Origin of the sequence: Vibrio rotiferianus, assembly GCF_002214395.1 — a bacterium.
GTDB lineage: Bacteria > Pseudomonadota > Gammaproteobacteria > Enterobacterales > Vibrionaceae > Vibrio > Vibrio rotiferianus.
On record NZ_CP018311.1, the window covers coordinates 401917 to 420887 of the forward strand.

24 protein-coding genes and 1 riboswitch are annotated in these 18971 nt (G+C 43.6%); of the genes, 18 read left to right on the forward strand and 6 right to left on the reverse strand.

Annotated features, from left to right (window positions below):
* Positions 1-40 precede the first annotated feature (40 nt).
* The 5 genes from BSZ04_RS01955 to BSZ04_RS01975 all read left to right on the forward strand — a co-directional run bounded on the left by BSZ04_RS01955 (position 41) and on the right by BSZ04_RS01975 (position 3264).
* Positions 41-658, forward strand: coding sequence for an esterase/lipase family protein (locus BSZ04_RS01955; protein ID WP_038884629.1), 618 nt, complete (start codon positions 41-43; stop codon positions 656-658).
* A 122-nt stretch (positions 659-780) separates the two neighbouring features.
* Positions 781-921: riboswitch (FMN riboswitch) on the forward strand.
* Between the two features lie 175 nt (positions 922-1096).
* The gene (gene ribB, locus BSZ04_RS01960) at positions 1097-1753 is read left to right on the forward strand and encodes a 3,4-dihydroxy-2-butanone-4-phosphate synthase (protein ID WP_038884631.1); all 657 of its coding nucleotides are present in this window, start codon (positions 1097-1099) and stop codon (positions 1751-1753) included.
* 108 nt (positions 1754-1861) lie between these two features.
* A complete protein-coding gene (locus BSZ04_RS01965) occupies positions 1862-2407 on the forward strand; it encodes a glutathione peroxidase (protein ID WP_010451212.1) in 546 nt (181 codons plus the stop codon).
* Between the two features lie 11 nt (positions 2408-2418).
* Positions 2419-2865 (forward strand): DUF3429 domain-containing protein, encoded by a 447-nt coding sequence (locus BSZ04_RS01970; protein ID WP_010451210.1) that lies wholly within the window; start codon positions 2419-2421, stop codon positions 2863-2865.
* 153 nt (positions 2866-3018) lie between these two features.
* The gene (locus BSZ04_RS01975; RefSeq protein WP_010451208.1) at positions 3019-3264 is read left to right on the forward strand and encodes a hypothetical protein; all 246 of its coding nucleotides are present in this window, start codon (positions 3019-3021) and stop codon (positions 3262-3264) included.
* A gap of 39 nt (positions 3265-3303) precedes the next feature.
* On the opposite strand, the gene BSZ04_RS01980 is transcribed toward BSZ04_RS01975, so the two are convergent.
* Both BSZ04_RS01980 and BSZ04_RS01985 read right to left on the reverse strand, forming a co-directional pair.
* Positions 3304-3903, reverse strand: a complete 600-nt coding sequence (locus BSZ04_RS01980; protein ID WP_010451207.1) for a thiol:disulfide interchange protein DsbA/DsbL — start codon at positions 3901-3903, stop codon at positions 3304-3306.
* A gap of 85 nt (positions 3904-3988) precedes the next feature.
* On the reverse strand, positions 3989-4366 hold the full coding sequence (locus tag BSZ04_RS01985; protein WP_010451202.1) for a hypothetical protein: 378 nt from the start codon (positions 4364-4366) through the stop codon (positions 3989-3991).
* Between the two features lie 193 nt (positions 4367-4559).
* On the opposite strand from BSZ04_RS01985, the gene BSZ04_RS01990 reads away from it, so the two are divergent.
* Positions 4560-4865, forward strand: a complete 306-nt coding sequence (locus tag BSZ04_RS01990; RefSeq protein WP_010451201.1) for an isoamylase early set domain-containing protein — start codon at positions 4560-4562, stop codon at positions 4863-4865.
* 213 nt (positions 4866-5078) lie between these two features.
* Positions 5079-5798 carry an SDR family oxidoreductase gene (locus tag BSZ04_RS01995; RefSeq protein WP_045391231.1) on the forward strand — a complete coding sequence of 240 codons (720 nt, stop codon included), beginning with the start codon at positions 5079-5081 and terminating at the stop codon, positions 5796-5798.
* A 65-nt stretch (positions 5799-5863) separates the two neighbouring features.
* Here the strand turns inward: BSZ04_RS01995 and BSZ04_RS02000 are convergent, their stop codons facing one another.
* Complete coding sequence (locus tag BSZ04_RS02000) at positions 5864-6319, reverse strand: prepilin-type N-terminal cleavage/methylation domain-containing protein (RefSeq protein ID WP_038884635.1); 456 nt, start codon at positions 6317-6319, stop codon at positions 5864-5866.
* A 248-nt stretch (positions 6320-6567) separates the two neighbouring features.
* On the opposite strand from BSZ04_RS02000, the gene BSZ04_RS02005 reads away from it, so the two are divergent.
* The 6 genes from BSZ04_RS02005 to BSZ04_RS02030 all read left to right on the forward strand — a co-directional run bounded on the left by BSZ04_RS02005 (position 6568) and on the right by BSZ04_RS02030 (position 12478).
* Complete coding sequence (locus BSZ04_RS02005; RefSeq protein WP_071234228.1) at positions 6568-7281, forward strand: response regulator; 714 nt, start codon at positions 6568-6570, stop codon at positions 7279-7281.
* Complete coding sequence (locus BSZ04_RS02010; protein ID WP_088879353.1) at positions 7281-8567, forward strand: ATP-binding protein; 1287 nt, start codon at positions 7281-7283, stop codon at positions 8565-8567. Before BSZ04_RS02005 ends, BSZ04_RS02010 begins: the two co-directional genes overlap by 1 nt.
* Positions 8568-8700: 133 nt before the next feature.
* Positions 8701-9093, forward strand: coding sequence for a glycine zipper family protein (locus BSZ04_RS02015; RefSeq protein WP_045391219.1), 393 nt, complete (start codon positions 8701-8703; stop codon positions 9091-9093).
* Positions 9094-9254: 161 nt separating this feature from the next.
* Positions 9255-9611, forward strand: a complete 357-nt coding sequence (locus tag BSZ04_RS02020; RefSeq protein WP_010451187.1) for a diacylglycerol kinase — start codon at positions 9255-9257, stop codon at positions 9609-9611.
* A gap of 22 nt (positions 9612-9633) precedes the next feature.
* Positions 9634-11286, forward strand: a complete 1653-nt coding sequence (locus BSZ04_RS02025; protein WP_071234224.1) for a phosphoethanolamine transferase — start codon at positions 9634-9636, stop codon at positions 11284-11286.
* 259 nt (positions 11287-11545) lie between these two features.
* Positions 11546-12478, forward strand: a complete 933-nt coding sequence (locus BSZ04_RS02030) for a Gfo/Idh/MocA family protein (RefSeq protein WP_088879354.1) — start codon at positions 11546-11548, stop codon at positions 12476-12478.
* Here BSZ04_RS02030 and BSZ04_RS02035 read toward each other — a convergent pair whose 3' ends face one another.
* Complete coding sequence (locus BSZ04_RS02035; protein ID WP_088879355.1) at positions 12479-13402, reverse strand: GlxA family transcriptional regulator; 924 nt, start codon at positions 13400-13402, stop codon at positions 12479-12481.
* A 120-nt stretch (positions 13403-13522) separates the two neighbouring features.
* On the opposite strand from BSZ04_RS02035, the gene BSZ04_RS02040 reads away from it, so the two are divergent.
* The 5 genes from BSZ04_RS02040 (at position 13523) to BSZ04_RS02060 (ending at position 17101) form a co-directional block, all read left to right on the forward strand.
* Positions 13523-14041 carry a cysteine hydrolase family protein gene (locus BSZ04_RS02040; RefSeq protein ID WP_088879356.1) on the forward strand — a complete coding sequence of 173 codons (519 nt, stop codon included), beginning with the start codon at positions 13523-13525 and terminating at the stop codon, positions 14039-14041.
* A gap of 260 nt (positions 14042-14301) precedes the next feature.
* Entirely contained in the window at positions 14302-14835 is a 534-nt protein-coding gene (locus BSZ04_RS02045) for a DUF3332 domain-containing protein (protein ID WP_010451178.1), read from the forward strand.
* A gap of 270 nt (positions 14836-15105) precedes the next feature.
* Positions 15106-15255 (forward strand): hypothetical protein, encoded by a 150-nt coding sequence (locus BSZ04_RS24995; protein ID WP_167381297.1) that lies wholly within the window; start codon positions 15106-15108, stop codon positions 15253-15255.
* Positions 15256-15267: 12 nt separating this feature from the next.
* The gene (locus tag BSZ04_RS02055; protein WP_010451177.1) at positions 15268-16482 is read left to right on the forward strand and encodes an MFS transporter; all 1215 of its coding nucleotides are present in this window, start codon (positions 15268-15270) and stop codon (positions 16480-16482) included.
* 187 nt (positions 16483-16669) lie between these two features.
* Positions 16670-17101, forward strand: coding sequence for a YccF domain-containing protein (locus tag BSZ04_RS02060; protein ID WP_010451166.1), 432 nt, complete (start codon positions 16670-16672; stop codon positions 17099-17101).
* A 109-nt stretch (positions 17102-17210) separates the two neighbouring features.
* On the opposite strand, the gene BSZ04_RS02065 is transcribed toward BSZ04_RS02060, so the two are convergent.
* Positions 17211-17861: a hypothetical protein gene (locus BSZ04_RS02065; RefSeq protein ID WP_088879357.1), complete on the reverse strand. Its 651-nt coding sequence runs from the start codon at positions 17859-17861 to the stop codon at positions 17211-17213.
* A gap of 86 nt (positions 17862-17947) precedes the next feature.
* Positions 17948-18901 (reverse strand): hypothetical protein, encoded by a 954-nt coding sequence (locus tag BSZ04_RS02070; protein ID WP_088879358.1) that lies wholly within the window; start codon positions 18899-18901, stop codon positions 17948-17950.
* Positions 18902-18971 lie beyond the last annotated feature (70 nt).

The window sequence follows — 18971 nt, forward strand, 5'->3', positions numbered from 1 at the left end:
TTAGTAGAATGAAATCAACGTCATAAATCTGGGAGGTATTATGAAAATCATCATCTTACATGGTCTTTATATGCATGGGCTGGTCATGCAGCCTCTTAGCCAAAAACTGCGAAAGCTGGGTTATGAAACCCAAGTACTGAGTTACAACACTGTCTCTATTAACGAAGAAACACTGTTTGATTCGATAGATAAAGGCCTGAACCTTAATACGACCAATGTGCTGGTTGGTCATAGTCTAGGTGGTTTGATGATTAAACGTTATCTTGCGAGTAGAGAACCAGCTTCTAGCCTTATCTCTCACGTCATAGCGATTGGTTCACCGCTTAAAGGGGCATCCATCGTTTCTCGTATTCAAGACCTCGGCTTAGGCGCAATACTTGGCAATTCACCGTACCATGGTTTGAACCAACACGACGATGTCTGGAGCTTTCCACAGAAGCTCGGCAGCATCGCGGGCACGATGGCAATTGGCGCACGCCCTATTCTGATGCACAGAGACAACACCATGTCTGACGGCACCGTTACCGTCGATGAGACTCGCTTAGAAGGCATGCAAGACCATATTGAGACTAAACAAACTCATACAAGTCTTATCTACAACACCTATGTTCCAGCGCAGATCGATCACTTTATTAAAACTGATCGCTTCAACCGATAGCGCACTTTTCAATCAAGTAGTTGCAATCTGCTTTTCAAGCTAGATAGTTCACAGTACTATCTCTACTCCGACCACTCATTTGAGTGTCGGAGTTTTTTACTTCTGACCATATAGGTTGGATTCAATGTTCTCAGGGCGGGGCGAAATTCCCCACCGGCGGTATACTCTTTTGAGTGAGCCCGCGAGCGCTCGATTCGTCGAGGTCAGCAGATCTGGTGAGATGCCAGAGCCGACGGTTATAGTCCGGATGAAAGAGAATAAGAATACATCAGCGTGTGTCCTCAACATTTTTTTGTTGATGAACTCTGATGCGCTTCTTTTTAGATCGCGTTTTCTACTGCGCGAGTTTATGCCATTCTCAGGCAGATAACTCATTGTGCAATTAAATGCAGCGATCTCTCATACCGCCCTGATTCTGGTGATATTTAGGAGTTAACCATGAATCAGTCATCACTACTTGCCGAATTTGGCGACCCAATTTCTCGCGTTGAAAACGCACTTATCGCGCTAAAAGAAGGTCGCGGCGTACTTCTTCTTGACGATGAAGATCGTGAAAATGAAGGCGACATTATTTATTCCGTTGAGCACTTAACTAACGAACAAATGGCACTAATGATCCGTGAATGTAGCGGCATTGTTTGTCTTTGCCTAACCGATGCTCAAGCAGATAAACTTGAACTGCCACCAATGGTTGTGAACAACAACAGTGCAAACCAAACCGCTTTCACGGTTTCTATTGAAGCGAAGCAGGGTGTGACAACTGGCGTTTCTGCTGCTGATCGCGTAACAACCATCAAAACAGCTGCAAACCCAAATGCAAAACCAGACGACTTGGCTCGTCCTGGTCACGTATTCCCGCTGCGTGCTCGTCCAGGTGGTGTAATGACTCGCCGTGGTCACACGGAAGGTACTATCGATCTGATGCAAATGGCAGGTTTGCAGCCTGCTGGCGTGCTGTGTGAGGTAACAAACCCAGATGGCACCATGGCAAAAGCACCAGAGATCGTCGCATTTGGTCGCCTACACAATATGCCGGTACTAACCATCGAAGATATGGTCGCTTACCGCAATCAGTTTGATTTGAAGCTGGCGTAATCAACACGTACTTACTCTAGTAAAAGCCGCTGAATTCAGCGGCTTTTTTGATCGATTTGATTCCTTAACTAGTAGTTATACTTAGGAAAAACAAAAGGAATCAACATTATGAAAGGAATCACTCGCAGCACACTTCTCATCGCGACGCTCTTCGCTGGCTCTTTCGCTTTTGCATCGAGTTGTCCCGACATCTTGCAAGGCAAGCAAAGGCTACTTAACTCTACGGAAGAGATAGAGCTGTGCGATACCTTCAAAGGTAAAACTCTGCTGGTAGTGAACACCGCAAGTCAGTGCGGCTTTACCCCTCAATTCGAGCAATTGGAACAACTACATCAAACATACAAAGATCAGAACTTTGCTGTTGTTGGCTTTCCAAGTAACGACTTTCGCCAAGATCGTGGCAGTGAAGAAAAAACCGCCAAAATTTGCTATTTAGACTACGGTGTCACCTTCCCAATGATGGCTCGAAGCTCTGTGCTTGGCCAGGACGCAAATCCTGTCTTTGCAGAGATAAGTGCGCAAGCGGGTATTACTCCCAAATGGAACTTTTACAAGTTCTTAATCAACAAAGAAGGTAAAGTCATTGCCACCTTCCCAAGTTCAACTTCTCCAACAAGTACTACGCTTACTAATATAATTGAACAGCAACTATAAGGAAGGCGGCCATGACAACAACGCGTACTACAATGCTGCAATTAGGATATTTGGGACTGCTTCCATTTTTGTTTAGCTTGGTTCTTATCTCTACCGAGAGAACTCTATTCAACTTATCTGGTCAGCAGTTTTTTATTGCTTACAGCGCAGTGATTTTGAGCTTCCTGTCAGGCGTGCTCTGGGGAAATGCCATTGACCATTTCTATCATCGTTTAAGTCGCAATGCCTTGGTACTGAGTAACTTATTCGTATTGCTCGCGTGGGGCGCATTATTGCAAGGCAACAAACACTATGTCATAGCGACTTTATTATTGGCCGCTGGTTACATCGCCGTGTGGTATGCAGAAAAATTGATACGAAGAGTAGAAAAAGAGGCAGAGCCGAAAGGCTACCAAATGATGAGAGGCAAACTCACTACTGGCGTTGTACTCATGCACGGGCTGGTTTTGATCGCATGAGCTGGTCTGTCCACCTACCAGATCACAAAATTCAACTCGTTATATAAAACAATGTTCATTTCGTGAAGTGATAGCTGTTTTGAACACCGTTTTGTTTTAATTATGAATGGATGGGCATATAAGTACTCAAAAGCATTCACAAAGGGAATGAATATGTTTTTCCGTAAGTTTCTATTTGGTGCAGCTCTTATTAATATGACTTCTGGCTGTGTTTCCTATCAAGCACAACAGGCTGCAGTAAATACCGTAGGCGTAACGAGCAAGGTACTGACAAACGTGGTAAAAACCACGGTGACTCAACCATGCAGTGCCGTTGTAACAGCTGCGAGTTTGTTCTATCCCCACGCAATTTTCATGACTAGCGTGCCAACAACTGTGTGCTCTAGTGCTGTACGTTAAAATTAAGGCGACCATTTAGGTCGCCTTTTTATTTGTTCGTTACAGAGTCAACAAATACTTTACTAGATCGTTATACTCATCGTAACTGCGGATTTCATTTGGCAGCACAATGTATTTGTTGTTCACTAACACACCAGGAACACCTGTTAGTGTGCTTTGTTTGAACTGCTTATCAAATGTTTTTTGCATCGAGTTCACGGCAAAGCTGTTGTATGCCGCATCAAACTTCTTACCATCTACGCCATTCTCAACAAAGATCTGCTTTAGTTCCGCTTCATCCTTAGGCGCTTGACGCTTTTGGTGAATCTGAGCAAACATTGCTGGCACCATAGTTTTCTCGACGCCTAATGACACCATTGTCGCGTATGACTTCGCCATTGGTACCGCCATATCGCTTCCCATAAAAGCAACATGCACTTTCTCAAAGCTTGCGTCTTTTGGTAGTGATGGTTTTAGGTTATCGATGACCGCTTCAAATTTGAAACAGTGCGGGCAATAGAAAGAAAAGAACTCGGTTACCGTTGGTTTCGTCGCTTTCTCTACGTCCAAAACTTTGTAGTGTTTACCTTCTTCAAATTGCGCAGCGTGAGCTGTGAATGCCAATAATAGAGTGCTGCAAAGTGCAAAAAGCTTTTTCATGTTTGATTCCTTCAGGCACAAATGTGCCGTATTCATTAATTAACAATTAGAAAACCCAGCAAGGCTGGTTTGATAAATAAGAGGTTCAAACAATCGGAGGGCGGTACGGCCTGTAAACCACCGTTACTGCTTTTGGTGTGGATGATTTATCGATCAGTGCAAGACTATGCGGTAGTAAGATGACATCATCTTGCAAGAGATTAGTTGGTATTTTGACGATACAAGAAGAGCTACAACTCGTGTGCACCTGCTGTCCTTTCTCCATCAAATGACCACCATGGTGTGATTCAATACAGTCCGTATTGTCAACGCCCATTTGTTGATGAAGTTCAGCCGTTCTATCTTTGCTTGAGCTCACTTCTATTGGCGCTGTTGCTGCACGCACACCCGATGCTAAGCCCGTTAGCAGCATGGCTAATAGACAGAACATTGTCGTGATGAATGTGCGATTGAAACTCAGCATATAACTTCTTCAAAATATGGTGAATCTTCATCATACAGAATCCACTTATTCACACAAGCGTGAAGCTGACTAACTAGTTCACAAACCAGATAATTCCGACATCCTATACCGACTGCAATCCTAATAAAACTTGAAATCACTATGAAACCCGAGTAATAGTTAGATCAGTTTTTGTACAAACAAGGAAAGATTAATGCTTAAAAAAAGATTCTTTAAAACAAAAGACGAAGTCGAAGTCACGTTCGAGCTAGACAAGAATCAGTGGGAATCGATTCAAATTGCGGGCGATTTTAATAACTGGCAACCAGAACCAATGAAGCTCGTGAAGAAAAGTGGACAATTTAAATTTAAAACGCGCTTGCCGAAGGAACAAAATATCCAGTTCCGTTACCTATTTAACGAAGCTGAGTGGGAAAACGACCCACATGCTGACGCATACGTGCCAAATGGCTTTGGTAGCGACAATAGTGTTGTTTGCACCCAAGAGCAGTCGGCTTAATAACGCAAAAAAATGACAAAGGCGCACTCAGTGCGCCTTTTTATTACCTGATTTTCCTAGACTTATCACTTATTGTTTCCATATAACAACAGTGTTTTACCTAAAGCAATATATATCAACAAAAGTCATTTCCTTAATATAACCACATCGCAGCGAGACAAGTGCACTCAAGCAAAAAGCTGCTCTCAAATAAAAATACTGAGGAAACAAAAGATGAAAAAACTGATTGTAATCACAGGTGCAAGTTCTGGTATTGGTGAAGCTATCGCACGTCGTTTAAGCGATGAAGGCCACCCACTTCTTCTTCTTGCTCGCCGTGTAGAACGTTTGGAAGCGCTAAACCTGCCGAACACACTATGTGAAAAAGTAGACGTAACAGACAAAGCTTCATTTGAAGCAGCAATCGCTAAAGCGGAAGAACAATTTGGCCCAGCAGATGCTCTAGTAAACAACGCTGGTGTGATGCTACTTGGTCAAATCGATACTCAAGATGCATCTGAATGGAAACGCATGTTTGATGTTAACGTACTTGGTCTTCTAAACGGCATGCAGTCTGTGTTAGCACCAATGAAAGCTCGCAACAGCGGTACTATCATTAACATCAGTTCGATCGCAGGTAAGAAAACTTTCCCAGATCACGCTGCGTACTGTGGTACTAAGTTTGCGGTTCACGCTATTTCTGAAAACGTTCGTGAAGAAGTTGCAGCATCAAACGTTCGTGTAACAACGATTGCACCGGGCGCGGTAGAAACTGAACTGCTTTCTCACACAACATCACAAGAAATCAAAGATGGTTACGGAGCGTGGAAAGAAGACATGGGTGGCGTTCTTGCTGCTGATGACATCGCTCGTGCAGTCGTGTTTGCTTACCAACAACCACAAAACGTTTGTATCCGTGAAATTGCACTAGCACCGACTAAGCAACAACCTTAATCTCTAAAATTTTAGAACGATCAAATAGAAAAAGCGGCTCACATAGCCGCTTTTTCTTTATAAAATCAACACTCTTCAGTAAATGAATCGATCGTCACGCTACCGCCCGAGACCGCATCTTTGTAATAAACATAGCACTTCTTGTACCACACCTTATCTTTAGTAAAGCCAATAAATGCTTCCCTACCCGCCGCATCGCTGCCTTTATTTGTAATGTAAACATGCTCAGCATCGATGTTAAAGCTTCGCAATATATTGTCTCTATGTGCAGTGGGGTATCCGTTACAGGTATAAATGTCATCGATGTAGGTATAACACTGATTTTCAATGCCTTGGGTCAGCGCCTTGGTGAACACAATATCCGAGCCAGTTTTCATCACTGCTTCGATCTCTCTTAGTTTCACCGCTCGTCCATCACTAAAGAAGCCTAAAATTCGAGGTGCAGCGGTAATAGATACAAGCGCTAATGCCACAACGACAATAACGAGCTCTAACAAAGTAAAGCCTTTACTCCTTATCACAATTTACCTCTCTACAAATCCAAGCAAGCCACCAAAGTAGTGAAGAAAATTATCCCACAACCCCATGCTCGCCATGTAAGCATTTGTAAGATGAACAGAGTAAAGCTAGAGAAGTGATAGCTCTTGATCTCATACCTTCAATTCAATCACTCTGGTCTATAAATGCCCTCTGACTCTTTACGTTTATTGAAATCCCTGACAAATTTGTTTAAGTTTCAGAAATAACTCTTACCTACAGCATCACAACTATGAACACACAAGATTCAAAGCCGTCTCTCATCATCGTGGAAGATGACCCAAAACTACAAGCCATGCTCAGTGAGTACTTTAGTCAGCAAGGATTTGAAGTAAGCTGTATAGACAACGGTACAGATGCGCCAGAGGCCATTATCGAGAACCAGCCAGATCTCGTGCTGCTCGACTTAATGCTTCCAGGACAAGATGGTTTGAGTGTTTGCCGACAGGTTCGAGATTGCTACAAAGGTAAAATATTGATGCTTACTGCAAGCGATGATGACTTTGACCATGTAGCCGCGTTGGAGATCGGCGCAGACGATTTTGTTACCAAACCAATAAAGCCACGTGTATTGCTTGCTCGTATTCGTATGCTGTTGCGCCGCAAAGAAGTTTCTGCAATTGAATCCGATATCTGTGTTGAAGTCGGTGTTTTGTGTTTGAATCGCTTGCGCAAGGCATGTGCTCTTAACAAAGAGCCAATAGCACTTACCGATGGTGAATTTGATCTTCTTTGGGTACTCGCAACCCGTCCTGAACAAACTCTTTCTCGCGAGTGGCTCACTAAAACACTACGTGGTATTGAATACGACGGTACCGATCGTACTATCGATAACCGAATCGTAACTTTGCGCAAAAAATTGGGGGATAGTACAACCCCACCACAAAAAATCATTACCGTTCGAGGAAAAGGCTACCTATTCATGCCTGATGCGTGGAACGTATAATGAAACGAATTTACTTAGAGAGCTTCATTGGTCTTATTGTTCTATTTTTTGCTAGTTTAGTGGGTTATGAGGTCATCGTTTATCAACTCAATACCGATTACGATTACTTGCTAGAAGAGCATCAGGCACAAGCTTTCCATGAGTTTATTTATCCTGTCTATCAAGAAAAGGGAGAGGCGTACACAGTACAGCAACTGGAGAAACTTGCTAAATCAAGCCACATGCTGTTGATTGCCGAAGAAAAAACTCATCTTCCTCAAGAAATTCAGCAAGCGTTTGATCACAATCCATCGGTTAATACCGCGTTCGATGATGAGCGAGACTTGTGGTTTCGATTTGAACCCGGCTCCCCAGTGTTCAAGTTCAGTGAAAACCCAAGCAGCCCGATAATTCAAGCAATAAACTTCGATGATAATATCGTCTGGCTGTTCTTTCTTGCAGGTTTTGCCCTCTATTGCGTGCTTCTAATTTGGTTTTTAAGTCGCCGTGTTCGTGCTCTAGAAAAAGTCACCGTTGAATTCGCATCAGGGGATTTCAATGCTCGGGCTGATACTTCCAGCGCGAAGTCGGTAGGAACGCTTAACCAAAGCTTTAACGACATGGCAGAGAAAGTATCTCGCCTAATTACAAGCAACAAAATGTTGACCAACGCCGTTGCGCACGAACTCCGAACGCCAATCTTTCGACTCCAATGGCAAGCAGACCTTCTTTCAGACTCCTCGCTCAACGAACAGCAGAAAAAATACGTCAACAGCATCGTTGAAGACATCGATGACATGGAAGACATGGTCGAAGAGCTCCTCTACTACGCAAAGATGGAAAGGCCTAATGCAGAGATTCAAACTTCGTCAGTAATGCTCGCCAGTTTTATTCAATCACTGTTACCAAAGTGGCAACGGGATACAAGCGTATCTATTGAAATCGATGATACCGAAGCCCAAGACATCGTTATCTCAGCTGACCCAAAACTTCTATCGCGCGCGTTAGACAACCTACTTCGAAACGCAATGCGTTACGCTAATAGCCTTATCGTCTTGAATATTATTGAGACATCAGATCACCATTGTATACAAATCCATGACGATGGTTGCGGAATCGAAGAGAAAGATTGGCCACACCTGTTTGATGCTTTTTATAGTGCCGACAAATCACGTAATAAGAACACCAGTGGTTTTGGACTGGGGCTTGCGATAGTAAAACAGATCGTCGAGTTACAGCGAGGGGAAGTCTCCGTGTCTCATAGCCCCCTAGGCGGTGCATGCTTTACCATTTGCTTCCCAAAATAAACTCATAAATTTATCAACAAACCGCTGCTCTTCATTACAAAAGGCGACACTTCTATACAATCACAAGACAGAGCCAGAAAATAAAACAGTGTACATTTAACCCATTAATTCATCGTAATAATGGTTCGTGAAAATGTATAGACCACTTCTTCTCATCACCCTTTCATCAAGCCTTGTGGCTTGTGCATACAATCAACAACCTGTTGTAGATATGACCAATGTCGATCAAGCTCAATACGAACAAGACTTTAATTACTGCCAAGGCTACGCGGAAAAAGTAGACAAAGGCGAAGCTGCAAAGACGGAAGCTCAAAATGGTGCCGTAACGGGTGCATTAATTGGTGCAGTTGCAGGCGTACTTGAAGATGGAGTGGGCGGCGCTGTTGTCGGAGCTGCAGCCGGTGGCGCTGTGGGTGCTGGTGCTGGTGCATTGGGCGGAGCAAACGACTCAACAAAAACCCAATCTCTAGTACTGCGTAAATGCTTAGCCAATAAAGGCTACACCGTTTACGACCTAGAGTCTTAATTTATAAATAAGCATCAATTGCAGCCAACTCTGGATTGCAGCCGAGAATTTCACAAATATTTCACGCTCAATCATTTATCCTCTAAATTGCAATTTGATGCCTTTTATTCTGAGGGATGTTTTCCCTCACTCTCTTTTTGAACGCAATAATAGGCAATAATTTGAAACCAGGTAAAACAGGTATACGCCGAGTTGTGGACGCAACCGGTTACTCACTTCAAGGATTGAAAGCCGCGTGGATTCACGAAGCCGCTTTCAGACAAGAACTCGTGTTAACGCTAGTACTTTCTATCTGCACACTTTTGCTTCCCGTGACGAACTTAGAACGCATTATGATGATATCCAGCCTGTTACTGGTTGTGATTGTCGAACTCATAAACTCCGCCATAGAAGCGGTAGTCGATCGTGTCAGCGATGATTGGCATGAACTTAGTGGTCGAGCCAAAGACATTGGCTCTGCAGCAGTCTTTGTTGCGCTTTTTCTAGCCCTCTTTGTTTGGGCTTCGATCTTGCTGTAGTACCAGATTAGTACCATAAATTATGAAGAATATTACATTCCCATACAAAGGTATCTCTTACGTTACCTTTACATTATTTCTCGCATTGTACTTTGCTCTTGTCGTGAACATCCCCATTTACAAAGAGCTTTCTCATATCCTCTCGAATTTGGATGAAGTAAAAATTGGTTTCATCATTACTATTCCCATTTTCTTCTTCGCCGCGTTGAACTTTTTGTTCAATTTATTCAGTTGGCCTTGGCTGAGTAAACCGTTTTTCATCGTACTGTTGGTGGTTTCTAGCATGGTTAGCTATGCGAGTTATAACTACGGTACTTTGTTCGATACAGACATGATCACAAACATCGTCGAGACAGACACCAGTGAAGCGAGCTCATACCTCAGCGCATATTCTGTCATCTGGACTTTGCTAATGGGCATGATTCCGGCTGCTTTAGTATTCAAAGTAAAGCTACAACCGCTAAATGGGCAGTGGCTTCGTTTTGTCTTAACTAAAGTCGTATCGATGCTAGCATCTTTAGCGGTGATCGCGATGATCGCCGGTCTGTATTACCAAGACTATGCTTCAGTAGGCCGGAACAATAGCTATTTAAAAAAAGTCATTATCCCGACCCAATACGTTTACAGTATTTCGAGCTACGTAAAAGCAAAATACCTTACAACTCCAGAGCCTTACCGTGAAATTGGACTGGATGCTAAACAATCATCAACGGCTCTACAACAAGCAAACGGGAAACCAACTTTACTCGTCTTTGTTGTTGGTGAAACCGCTCGTACACAGAACTATCAACTGAATGGTTATGAGCGCGAAACTAATCCATATACCAGCAAGCTGGATGTGGTGTCATTCAAAGACGTTTCCTCATGTGGTACTGCAACCGCGGTTTCTGTACCTTGCATGTTCTCTCAGTTAACTCGAAGCGATTTTGACCGCAGCCGCGCAGATAACCAAGATAATGCGTTGGATATTATGCAACGTGCTGGTGTCGATTTGCTATGGAAAGAAAATGATGGTGGTGACAAAGGTGTTGCCCACAACATCACTAAAATTGAGGTCGATAGAAGCCAGAAAAACGAGTTATGCAATGGAAGCACTTGCTATGATATGGCGCTACTAAACAATTTAGATACTCAAATATCTAGCATGAAAGGTAACCGAGTTATTGCGATGCATCTTATTGGAAGTCACGGACCAACATACTTCCAGCGCTACCCTAAAGACAAAGCATTTTTCCAACCTGATTGCCCGCGTGCAGATATCGAAAACTGTAGTGTAGAACAAATCGTCAATACCTATGACAACACTATTCGTTACACTGACTTCGTATTAGATCAAACCATTGCAAAGTTAAAAACATTGGAAGACAAATACAACACCGCCATGATTTATGTTTCTGATCACGGTGAATCTCTGGGTGAAAATGGCTTGTTCTTGCATGGTATGCCTTATGGACTGGCACCTGATTTTCAAAAGCGCGTTCCTATGATGCTTTGGATGTCTCCAGGCTTTAAGCAAGCCAAACACATCAATAGCGATTGCTTGCAACAAGAAGCGCAGCAAACCGCAACGCATTCACACGATAATGTCTTCCACTCGCTGTTAGGCATTATGGATATCGAAACCAATGCGTACGATGGTAAATTGGATATTTTTAAAACCTGTCGAAACTCTTAATTCAAGATAAGACAGTAAAAGCCTGACCCATTCAATGAGTCAGGCTTTTTTGTGACACTTTACACCGAAAATTCTTAGCGGGTTCAGCTATACCTAAGTTACCTAGATATGTTTGGTCCAGCGAAAACACCTTGGAAACAGCCCCTATTCCAAGACATCGTATTCCTCAAACTTGAATCAGTGGCTCATTCTAAGTCCCGCATTTTAAGGTCACTTGGGTATATAATGTTTAGCCCGCTAACAAACGAAGAAGAACCAAATGAAAATTGGCATCATTGGCTTGGGCGACATTGCTCAAAAAGCTTACCTTCCTGTTATCACTCAAATTCCAAATGTTGAGCTGGTATTTTGTACCCGCAATGCAAACGCACTCAACGCACTTGCTCAACAGTATCGAATATCAGAAACCTGCCAAGACTATCAGCAACTGGTTGGAATGGGCGTAGATGCGGTCATGATTCACGCCGCTACCAGCGTTCACCCTCAAATTGCCGCGTTCTTTTTGGAACAAGGCATCCCTACTTTTGTCGACAAGCCTTTAGCGGACTGCGCTGCTGAAGTAGAGAAACTCTACGGTATTGCTGAGCGCGTGAAACAGCCTCTGTATGTTGGTTTCAATCGCCGTCATATTCCGCTCTACAATCAACATATGCCGAGCATCCAGAAAGGTGAACTCTCGGGCTTGAAATCACTGCGTTGGGAGAAAAACCGTCATCAATTACCAGGGGATATCCGAACCTTCATTTTTGATGATTTTATCCACCCTCTTGATAGCGTGAACATCACGGCCAGAGCAGATCTGAAAGACGCTTACATTACTAATCAAATGGATGGTGACCAACTGGCTCGTTTGGATATTCAATGGCAGCATGGTGATACACTGCTTCACGCATCCATGAATCGCCATTTCGGGATCACCACAGAGCGTGTCCAAGCATGCTATTCAAACAAAGCAATGGAGTTTGACTCGTTTGTTGAAGGGAAACTGTGGCAAGACAATCAGGAGCAGAAGTTGAGCTTGAAGGATTGGACGCCAATGCTAACTAGTAAAGGTTTCCACTCTATGTTGCTGGATTGGTTTGAAGTCATCCAGTCAGGCAAAATCGCCTCTGAAATCGTAGCGCGTAATATCGCTAGCCACCAACTTGCCGAAGCAATTTGTCAGCATATTGAACAATCAGTGCGTCGATAATTAAGCACTAAAACGAGCGCGGAACGCTTTGGGAGCCAATCCCATGGTTTTAATGAACACTTTGCGAAACGCGCTCGCGTCTCGATACCCAACTTGATAAGCGATGACTTCAAAAGCTAAGTTGCTCGACTCTAATAAATCACACGCCTTTTGCACACGAAGATGCTGTAGATACTGATTCAAATTCAAACCTGTCGCTTTTTGGAAACGTCTCTGAAGCGTGCGCTCAGTTAAACAACTGATCTCCGATAGAGCTTGGTTTGAAATCACATGTGAGAAATGATCGGCCATGTAGTGCTGAGCACTAAGAACGGCACTATCACCGTGTTGAAAATTAGGCGTGAATTGCTGATAAAAACGTTGCTCTCTGGCACCAGTATCAACCACCAGCATCTTTCCCAACAAACGCATCACTGCAGGTGTGCTTAGCTGAGATACCAGCTCCAACCCCAAATCGAGCCAAGACATCATGCCACCAGCTGTGATGACACTGCCCTCGTTGATAAGGATGGATTCAGGCTTAAGCGTCACTTTAGGAAACCTATCTCGGAATAACCCTGCCAGCCCCCAGTGTGTCGTGCACGCTTTGTTATTCAACAAATCAGCTTGCGCGAGAACAAACGCCCCTGCACATGCCGATGCAACCACCGCACCGGCTTTGTGCTGCTCAAACAACCAAGACGTTAACGCCTCACTTGGCGAAAGGTAATATTGCTGCGCACCGCTTGGCGGCAGTATGACGACCGTGAAATCATCGGCTCGAATAACGCCTTCTTTCCAATCAATGATGTCCGCATGAAAGCGGTATTCAACATCCAGCTCAATCGAAGCACGGTTTGCCATCTCAAACAACTCCTGCAAACCATAGACTGACGCTCTTGAAGCCCCCGGGTAGTTCACAATAGCAATGTTTATCCTGTTCATTCCAAATGTCGCTTTTGACCTATTTTTTGTCATTTTAGACACTAAGCAGGACAAAAGAAAGCACGCATAATAGCTCCCATACCAAAGCAACACATTCACTGAAAACAAAAGGAAAACACCATGAGCCAAGCAGCACTTCTTGTTATCGATCTACAAAACGACTACTTCCCTAACGGTAAATTTCCGCTATGGAATACAGAAGCAACACTAAACAACATCAAGAGCGCAATTGCTAAAGCGAATGAGAAAAATATTCCTGTCATTCATATTCAGCACATCGCCGATCCAGCAATGGGCATTGCGCCTTTCTTTAATGAAGGTTCTGAAGGCGCAGACATCCACCCTGAGATCTTAGCGCTAGCGCCAAATGCTGATGTGGTTATTAAACACTTTGCGGACAGCTTTGAACAAACAAACCTTGAAGAAGTACTACAGAAACATGGGGTAACAGAGCTATTAGTAAGTGGCATGATGACGCAAAACTGTGTCACTCATACTGCTATTTCTAAAGCGGCAGAAAAATACGATGTATCAATTCTTATGGACTGCTGTACAACGGTCGATGAAATGATCCACAACATCGCACTGCACGCTGTATCTAATCGCGTCCCTTTAGTCACAGCTGAGCAAAAGCTATAAACCGCTTTATGGCACATCATGACGACACGGTATTTTCATCGTGTCGCCTAAAAGTTCAAATAGCCTTACGCCGCAACATAATCACAAACACACATAGCCATACTTATCATTCAATGAGTAACAATCACCAATAAAATCAATAACAAAGCGAAAGGCAATTTTGTATCAGCTAAATTGAACAGTGGCGTAAAATGGTAACTTTTACACTCTATTTTCCTCCAGAATCTGCGCTTCTTCTCTTACACAACTCTGGAAATAAAATGAAAAAACTCACTGTTAAGGTAATTGGTCTTTCTCTTTTAGCTGCATCACTGACTGGGTGTGTGGGTAGCAACGCCGTTACCGGAAAGTTGATGAAGTTTAACGTTGAAGTCGTTGATAACCGCTATGCGCGAGCTGGCGTCAACTTTTTGCTTGCTCCTGTATACGGCATCACAACGGCTGCTGATTATGTGGTCTTTAACTCGCTAGAATTTTGGACCGGAAAAAATCCAATTACTGGAACTCCGCATATTTTTGATAGCAAAACCAAAACACATATTAATGTGAACGACGACCTTAGCCCTGAGTTTAAAGAAGCTCCTATCGATCCGCTCACAAACAACCGTGAGATAGAGTCTGGTGAAATGTATCAAGTCGACGAGAACACCGTTCAAATGCACATTGTTTACAACAATGGTACGACGGCGACTCTAACTGGCATTAAAGATGGTGAGCAAGTCCGCTATTACATGGATGGTGAATTAGTATCTGAAACCTCGATTTCTGCTTTAGAGTCTTTTCAAAGCAGCTAAAGCACGCATCAAACTCAATAAGAGAAACCTAGCTCATGCCAGCCGTATAGCATGAGCTTTTGTTGTTTCTTGACTCGAACTCAGAACAAAGTTTAACCACTTTTTATGTTGTTCTGTTTAACAGTCAGACGCATGCATGAAACGCATACATTACTTCACTTTTTATCATTTGTGTCATTTAAGACTTATCTCTACACTTCGCGCTCATTTTTCTACTTGAGCGCACAATGCATGCTTTTTTCTCAATCCATTTTCGCTCAGATGCTGAGAATGTCCGTCATGTTAGGGCTGTCTTTAATCATCGTCCATAACTCTCCTAGGTTATTGGAGATATTGGCAGAGCAAGCCATTAATAGCGGCTGTCACCAAACCACAGGTGACGGCGCGCATCATGATCATTCTCATCATCACCATCATTAATAAGAGCAAACTATGAGTATTTTCCGATTTCCAATTCTTGTTTGGCTTGGAATAGGGATTTTGATTATTTGTCTAGGGATCAGACAATCATTCGGCATTTTCATGATGCCAATTTCTGACTACTTCCATACTGGTCGCGAGTTCTTCAGCTTTGCTATTGCATTGCAAAACTTGTTGTTTGGCGTATTTCAGCCGTTTGTTGGTATGGCTTCAGACCGTTGGGGTGCAAAGCGTATCATTATTTTAGGTGCCATTTCTTACGCTTTAGGTCTATATCTGACTTCCATCGCTGTTGAGCCAACCATGATGTATCTATCACTTGGCGTTTTGGTCGGTTTTGGCTTAAGCGCGACCAGTTATGTGATCGTTCTCGGTGCAGTGGCGAAAGTTGTTCCTGCACAACACGCAGCAAAAGCATTTGGTTTGACGACAGCAGCAGGATCATTCGGTATGTTCGCCATGATCCCTGGGGCCCAAGCGCTACTGAGTGATTTTGGCTGGCAAGGGGCTCTTCAAGCGTTCGCTGTGCTGTGTAGCTTTATGGTGATGTTTGCGTTGTTCATGAGAACCGCGAAACCACAAACGAGTGACACTGCAAACACACAAGAAGACACACAAACTCTAAAAGAAGCATTGAAAGAAGCCTTTTCACATAAAGGCTATTGGCTAATCCATGCTGGCTTCTTTGTTTGTGGTTTCCACGTAATGTTCATCGCGACTCACCTGCCGAGTTACTTAGCCGATAAAGATTTACCCGCATCAACGGCGGCGATGGCGCTAGCGTACGTCGGTATTTTCAACATCTTTGGCTCGTACTTCTGGGGTGTAATGGCAGACCGCTTTAACAAGCGTCATGTTATGTCTGCACTGTATTTGATGCGCACAGTCGTAATCGGTGCTTTTGTGACGCTACCTGTCACCGAACACACCGCTGCTATCTTTGGTGGTGCAATTGGCTTCTGTTGGTTAGGTACCGTGCCACTGACTTCCGGCTTAGTTCGTCAAATCTTTGGAGCTCGTTACCTTTCCACCTTGTATGGTTTGGTGTTCTTTACGCACCAAGTAGGTAGCTTCTTAGGAGCTTGGGTTGGTGGTCGTATTTACGATTACTACGGTTCGTACGATCCAATCTGGTGGTCAACCGTTGTATTAGCATTTGTTGCAGCGCTGATTCACCTGCCGATCAATGACAAGCCAGTTCCTCGCTTGAACTTAGCTACCGCCTAACCTGAAAGGCTCTCGACAATTCTCGTTGAGAGCCTTTTGTTTATTCAATCTCATGTGAACTAGTACCTCTATTAAATCCGCGTTCTCATCAATGATTGCGTATTTAAGATAAAGTGTGCCCATTCATCCTCTGTTAAGATTCGTGTGACATACTTAACACAACGCTATAAATCAAAAAGGGTTTTAAATGAGAACACTCGGCAACATCATCTGGTTTGTATTCGGTGGCGTATTTATGGGTTTGCTATGGTGGTTCTTCGGACTATTGGCATTCATCAGCATCATCGGTATTCCATGGGGACGTGCTTGTTTTGTAATGGGTAATTTCTCGTTCTTCCCATTCGGAAAAGAAGCCGTTTCACGAGATGAACTAACCAATGAAATGGACATCGGTACCAGTCCACTTGGCGTCATTGGTAATGTGATTTGGTTTGTGTTTGCTGGTCTCTGGTTGGCAATCGGTCATGTGCTTTCCGCTGTAGCATGCTTTGTCACCATCATCGGCATTCCGTTCGCCCTTCAACACCTGAAGCTTGCGGTTATCTCTCTTGCTCCGATAGGTAAAACAGTCGTAACGACTGAAGAAGCCACTATGGCTCGCTACAACATCAATCGTTAATGTGTTAACCCTCTGAGCACCCTGCTTAGAGGGTTATTCCTGTCAAAAGTAACCCTATTATCGCCACTGCATATTCAATAATGGTTGATTGTATGTTCATACCTTCACCTTAAAAGTTAAAGTTAATCCCTAGCTCAACGCTATTTTCTTCACTTACTTTGGTCGAACCTGGCGAAACCCTGTGCTCACCAAACGTATACTTCACGTAGGGTTCTAGCCACTTCGGTTTTAACGTGATTCGCACCTCGTGGTTTGTACGATGACCTCCCTCTGTCAACTTTTTATCGTAGTTATAAGCATAGCCAAGACTGAGAAAATCAATTGGTGTATAGCTCGTTCCAACCGTGTTTTTCCACTCTCTTGCGGTATTTTCGAATGCAGGGAATGACTTACCAATAGCACTTTCTCTCCATTCATGAGAGCTATTGGCATAAACCATCCAATCATTGCCTAACGCCGTTCCAGTAAACACCCCGACGTCATAAACATCGAACAAATCAGCACGTCCATAACTCACAAAAGCTTCGGTATAGAACTGTCCGAGCATGACACCGTAGCCAGTCCCCAGTTCTAGGTAGCCGGTAGAGTCAATTTCAGCGGAGATATTCCACTCTTCGGTAGCTTGTAAATAACCGCTGGCCGTGACAATCCATTCATCGCCTGTATTTGATACATCCAATCCAAACTCTGGCATTTTATGGTCAGCAGAAAAACACGGGGCAGCAAATAGCATGCAAAGCAGTGTCAAAGATTTGTTCATTGGGGAAACCTATTAAAAAAGTATGAAACAAAAAAGGAGCCACTTTACTCAAGCGGCTCCTTGCTCATTACCCTTATGCGATTGACTTATGAACGCTCAGCGCGGTCACGAATCGCTCTTTTTATTTGCTGACGCTGCTCTTGTGACAGAGACTGTACTTTTTGCTTCAACTCGGCACGTTGCTCTTGAGTTAGGCCATTTTCAGGAAGATTTACAGGAACATCGATTGGGTTCTCTGGATTTACTTCAATCGGGTTTACAGGCAACGGAACTTCTATTGGATGCGTTGGTATACCCTCAATTGGATGACTGATGTCTGGGCGATTGGTCACGCCTGCAAATAAGCGTCCATCTTCATTGCGGAATACCACTTCAGTACCATCTTCTAGACGGACAATGTAGTTATCACCTTCTTTCGAAGTATGACCAACCACGTCACCTTCAACATTTCGGATCTCTCCATCATTTACCGTATAGTAAGCACCAGAGTCTCCAACAAGGATTCCAACTTCACCACTCTCATCTTTGTTAATGAACACGTGGTTACCATTATCACCTATCACAACAATAGCGCCTTCGAGCTCAAAAATATCACCATAAGTCGGAGGTGTCGTTCCAAACCCAGGATCAACATCATCTTCAATAGGGTGGCTAATAGTTGGTTTAAACTCTTCCACAACCAGTCGTCCATTTTCTACGCTCAAGTGTACGAAGCCTTTGTCATTCACAAACACCAATTCGTTATTACGTACTTCGATATTACCAACCACGTTACCTGAAGCGTCTTTAACTACATCACCATCTGTAAAGTAAAGCTCTCCGCCAACATTAAATACGGTATTACCTTCTACACCGCGAATAGCTACTGTGTTGTACTCGCCGTTGTCACCTTGAATTGCCATACCATCGAAATGCTCACCTTCAAAGGTTTGAACAGAAGCAACACCTGCTGGCTCACTTGGGGAGTCCGAAGAACCTGATGATGAACAGCCGGCTAGAAAAGATGCTGCGATAACGGCACTTAGTAATTTAACTTTCATGATTTACTCTCTTAATTTGTCGAAATTCAGGGCTGCCTCTTGCAGATTCAGTGGACTCCCTGCCCGATGA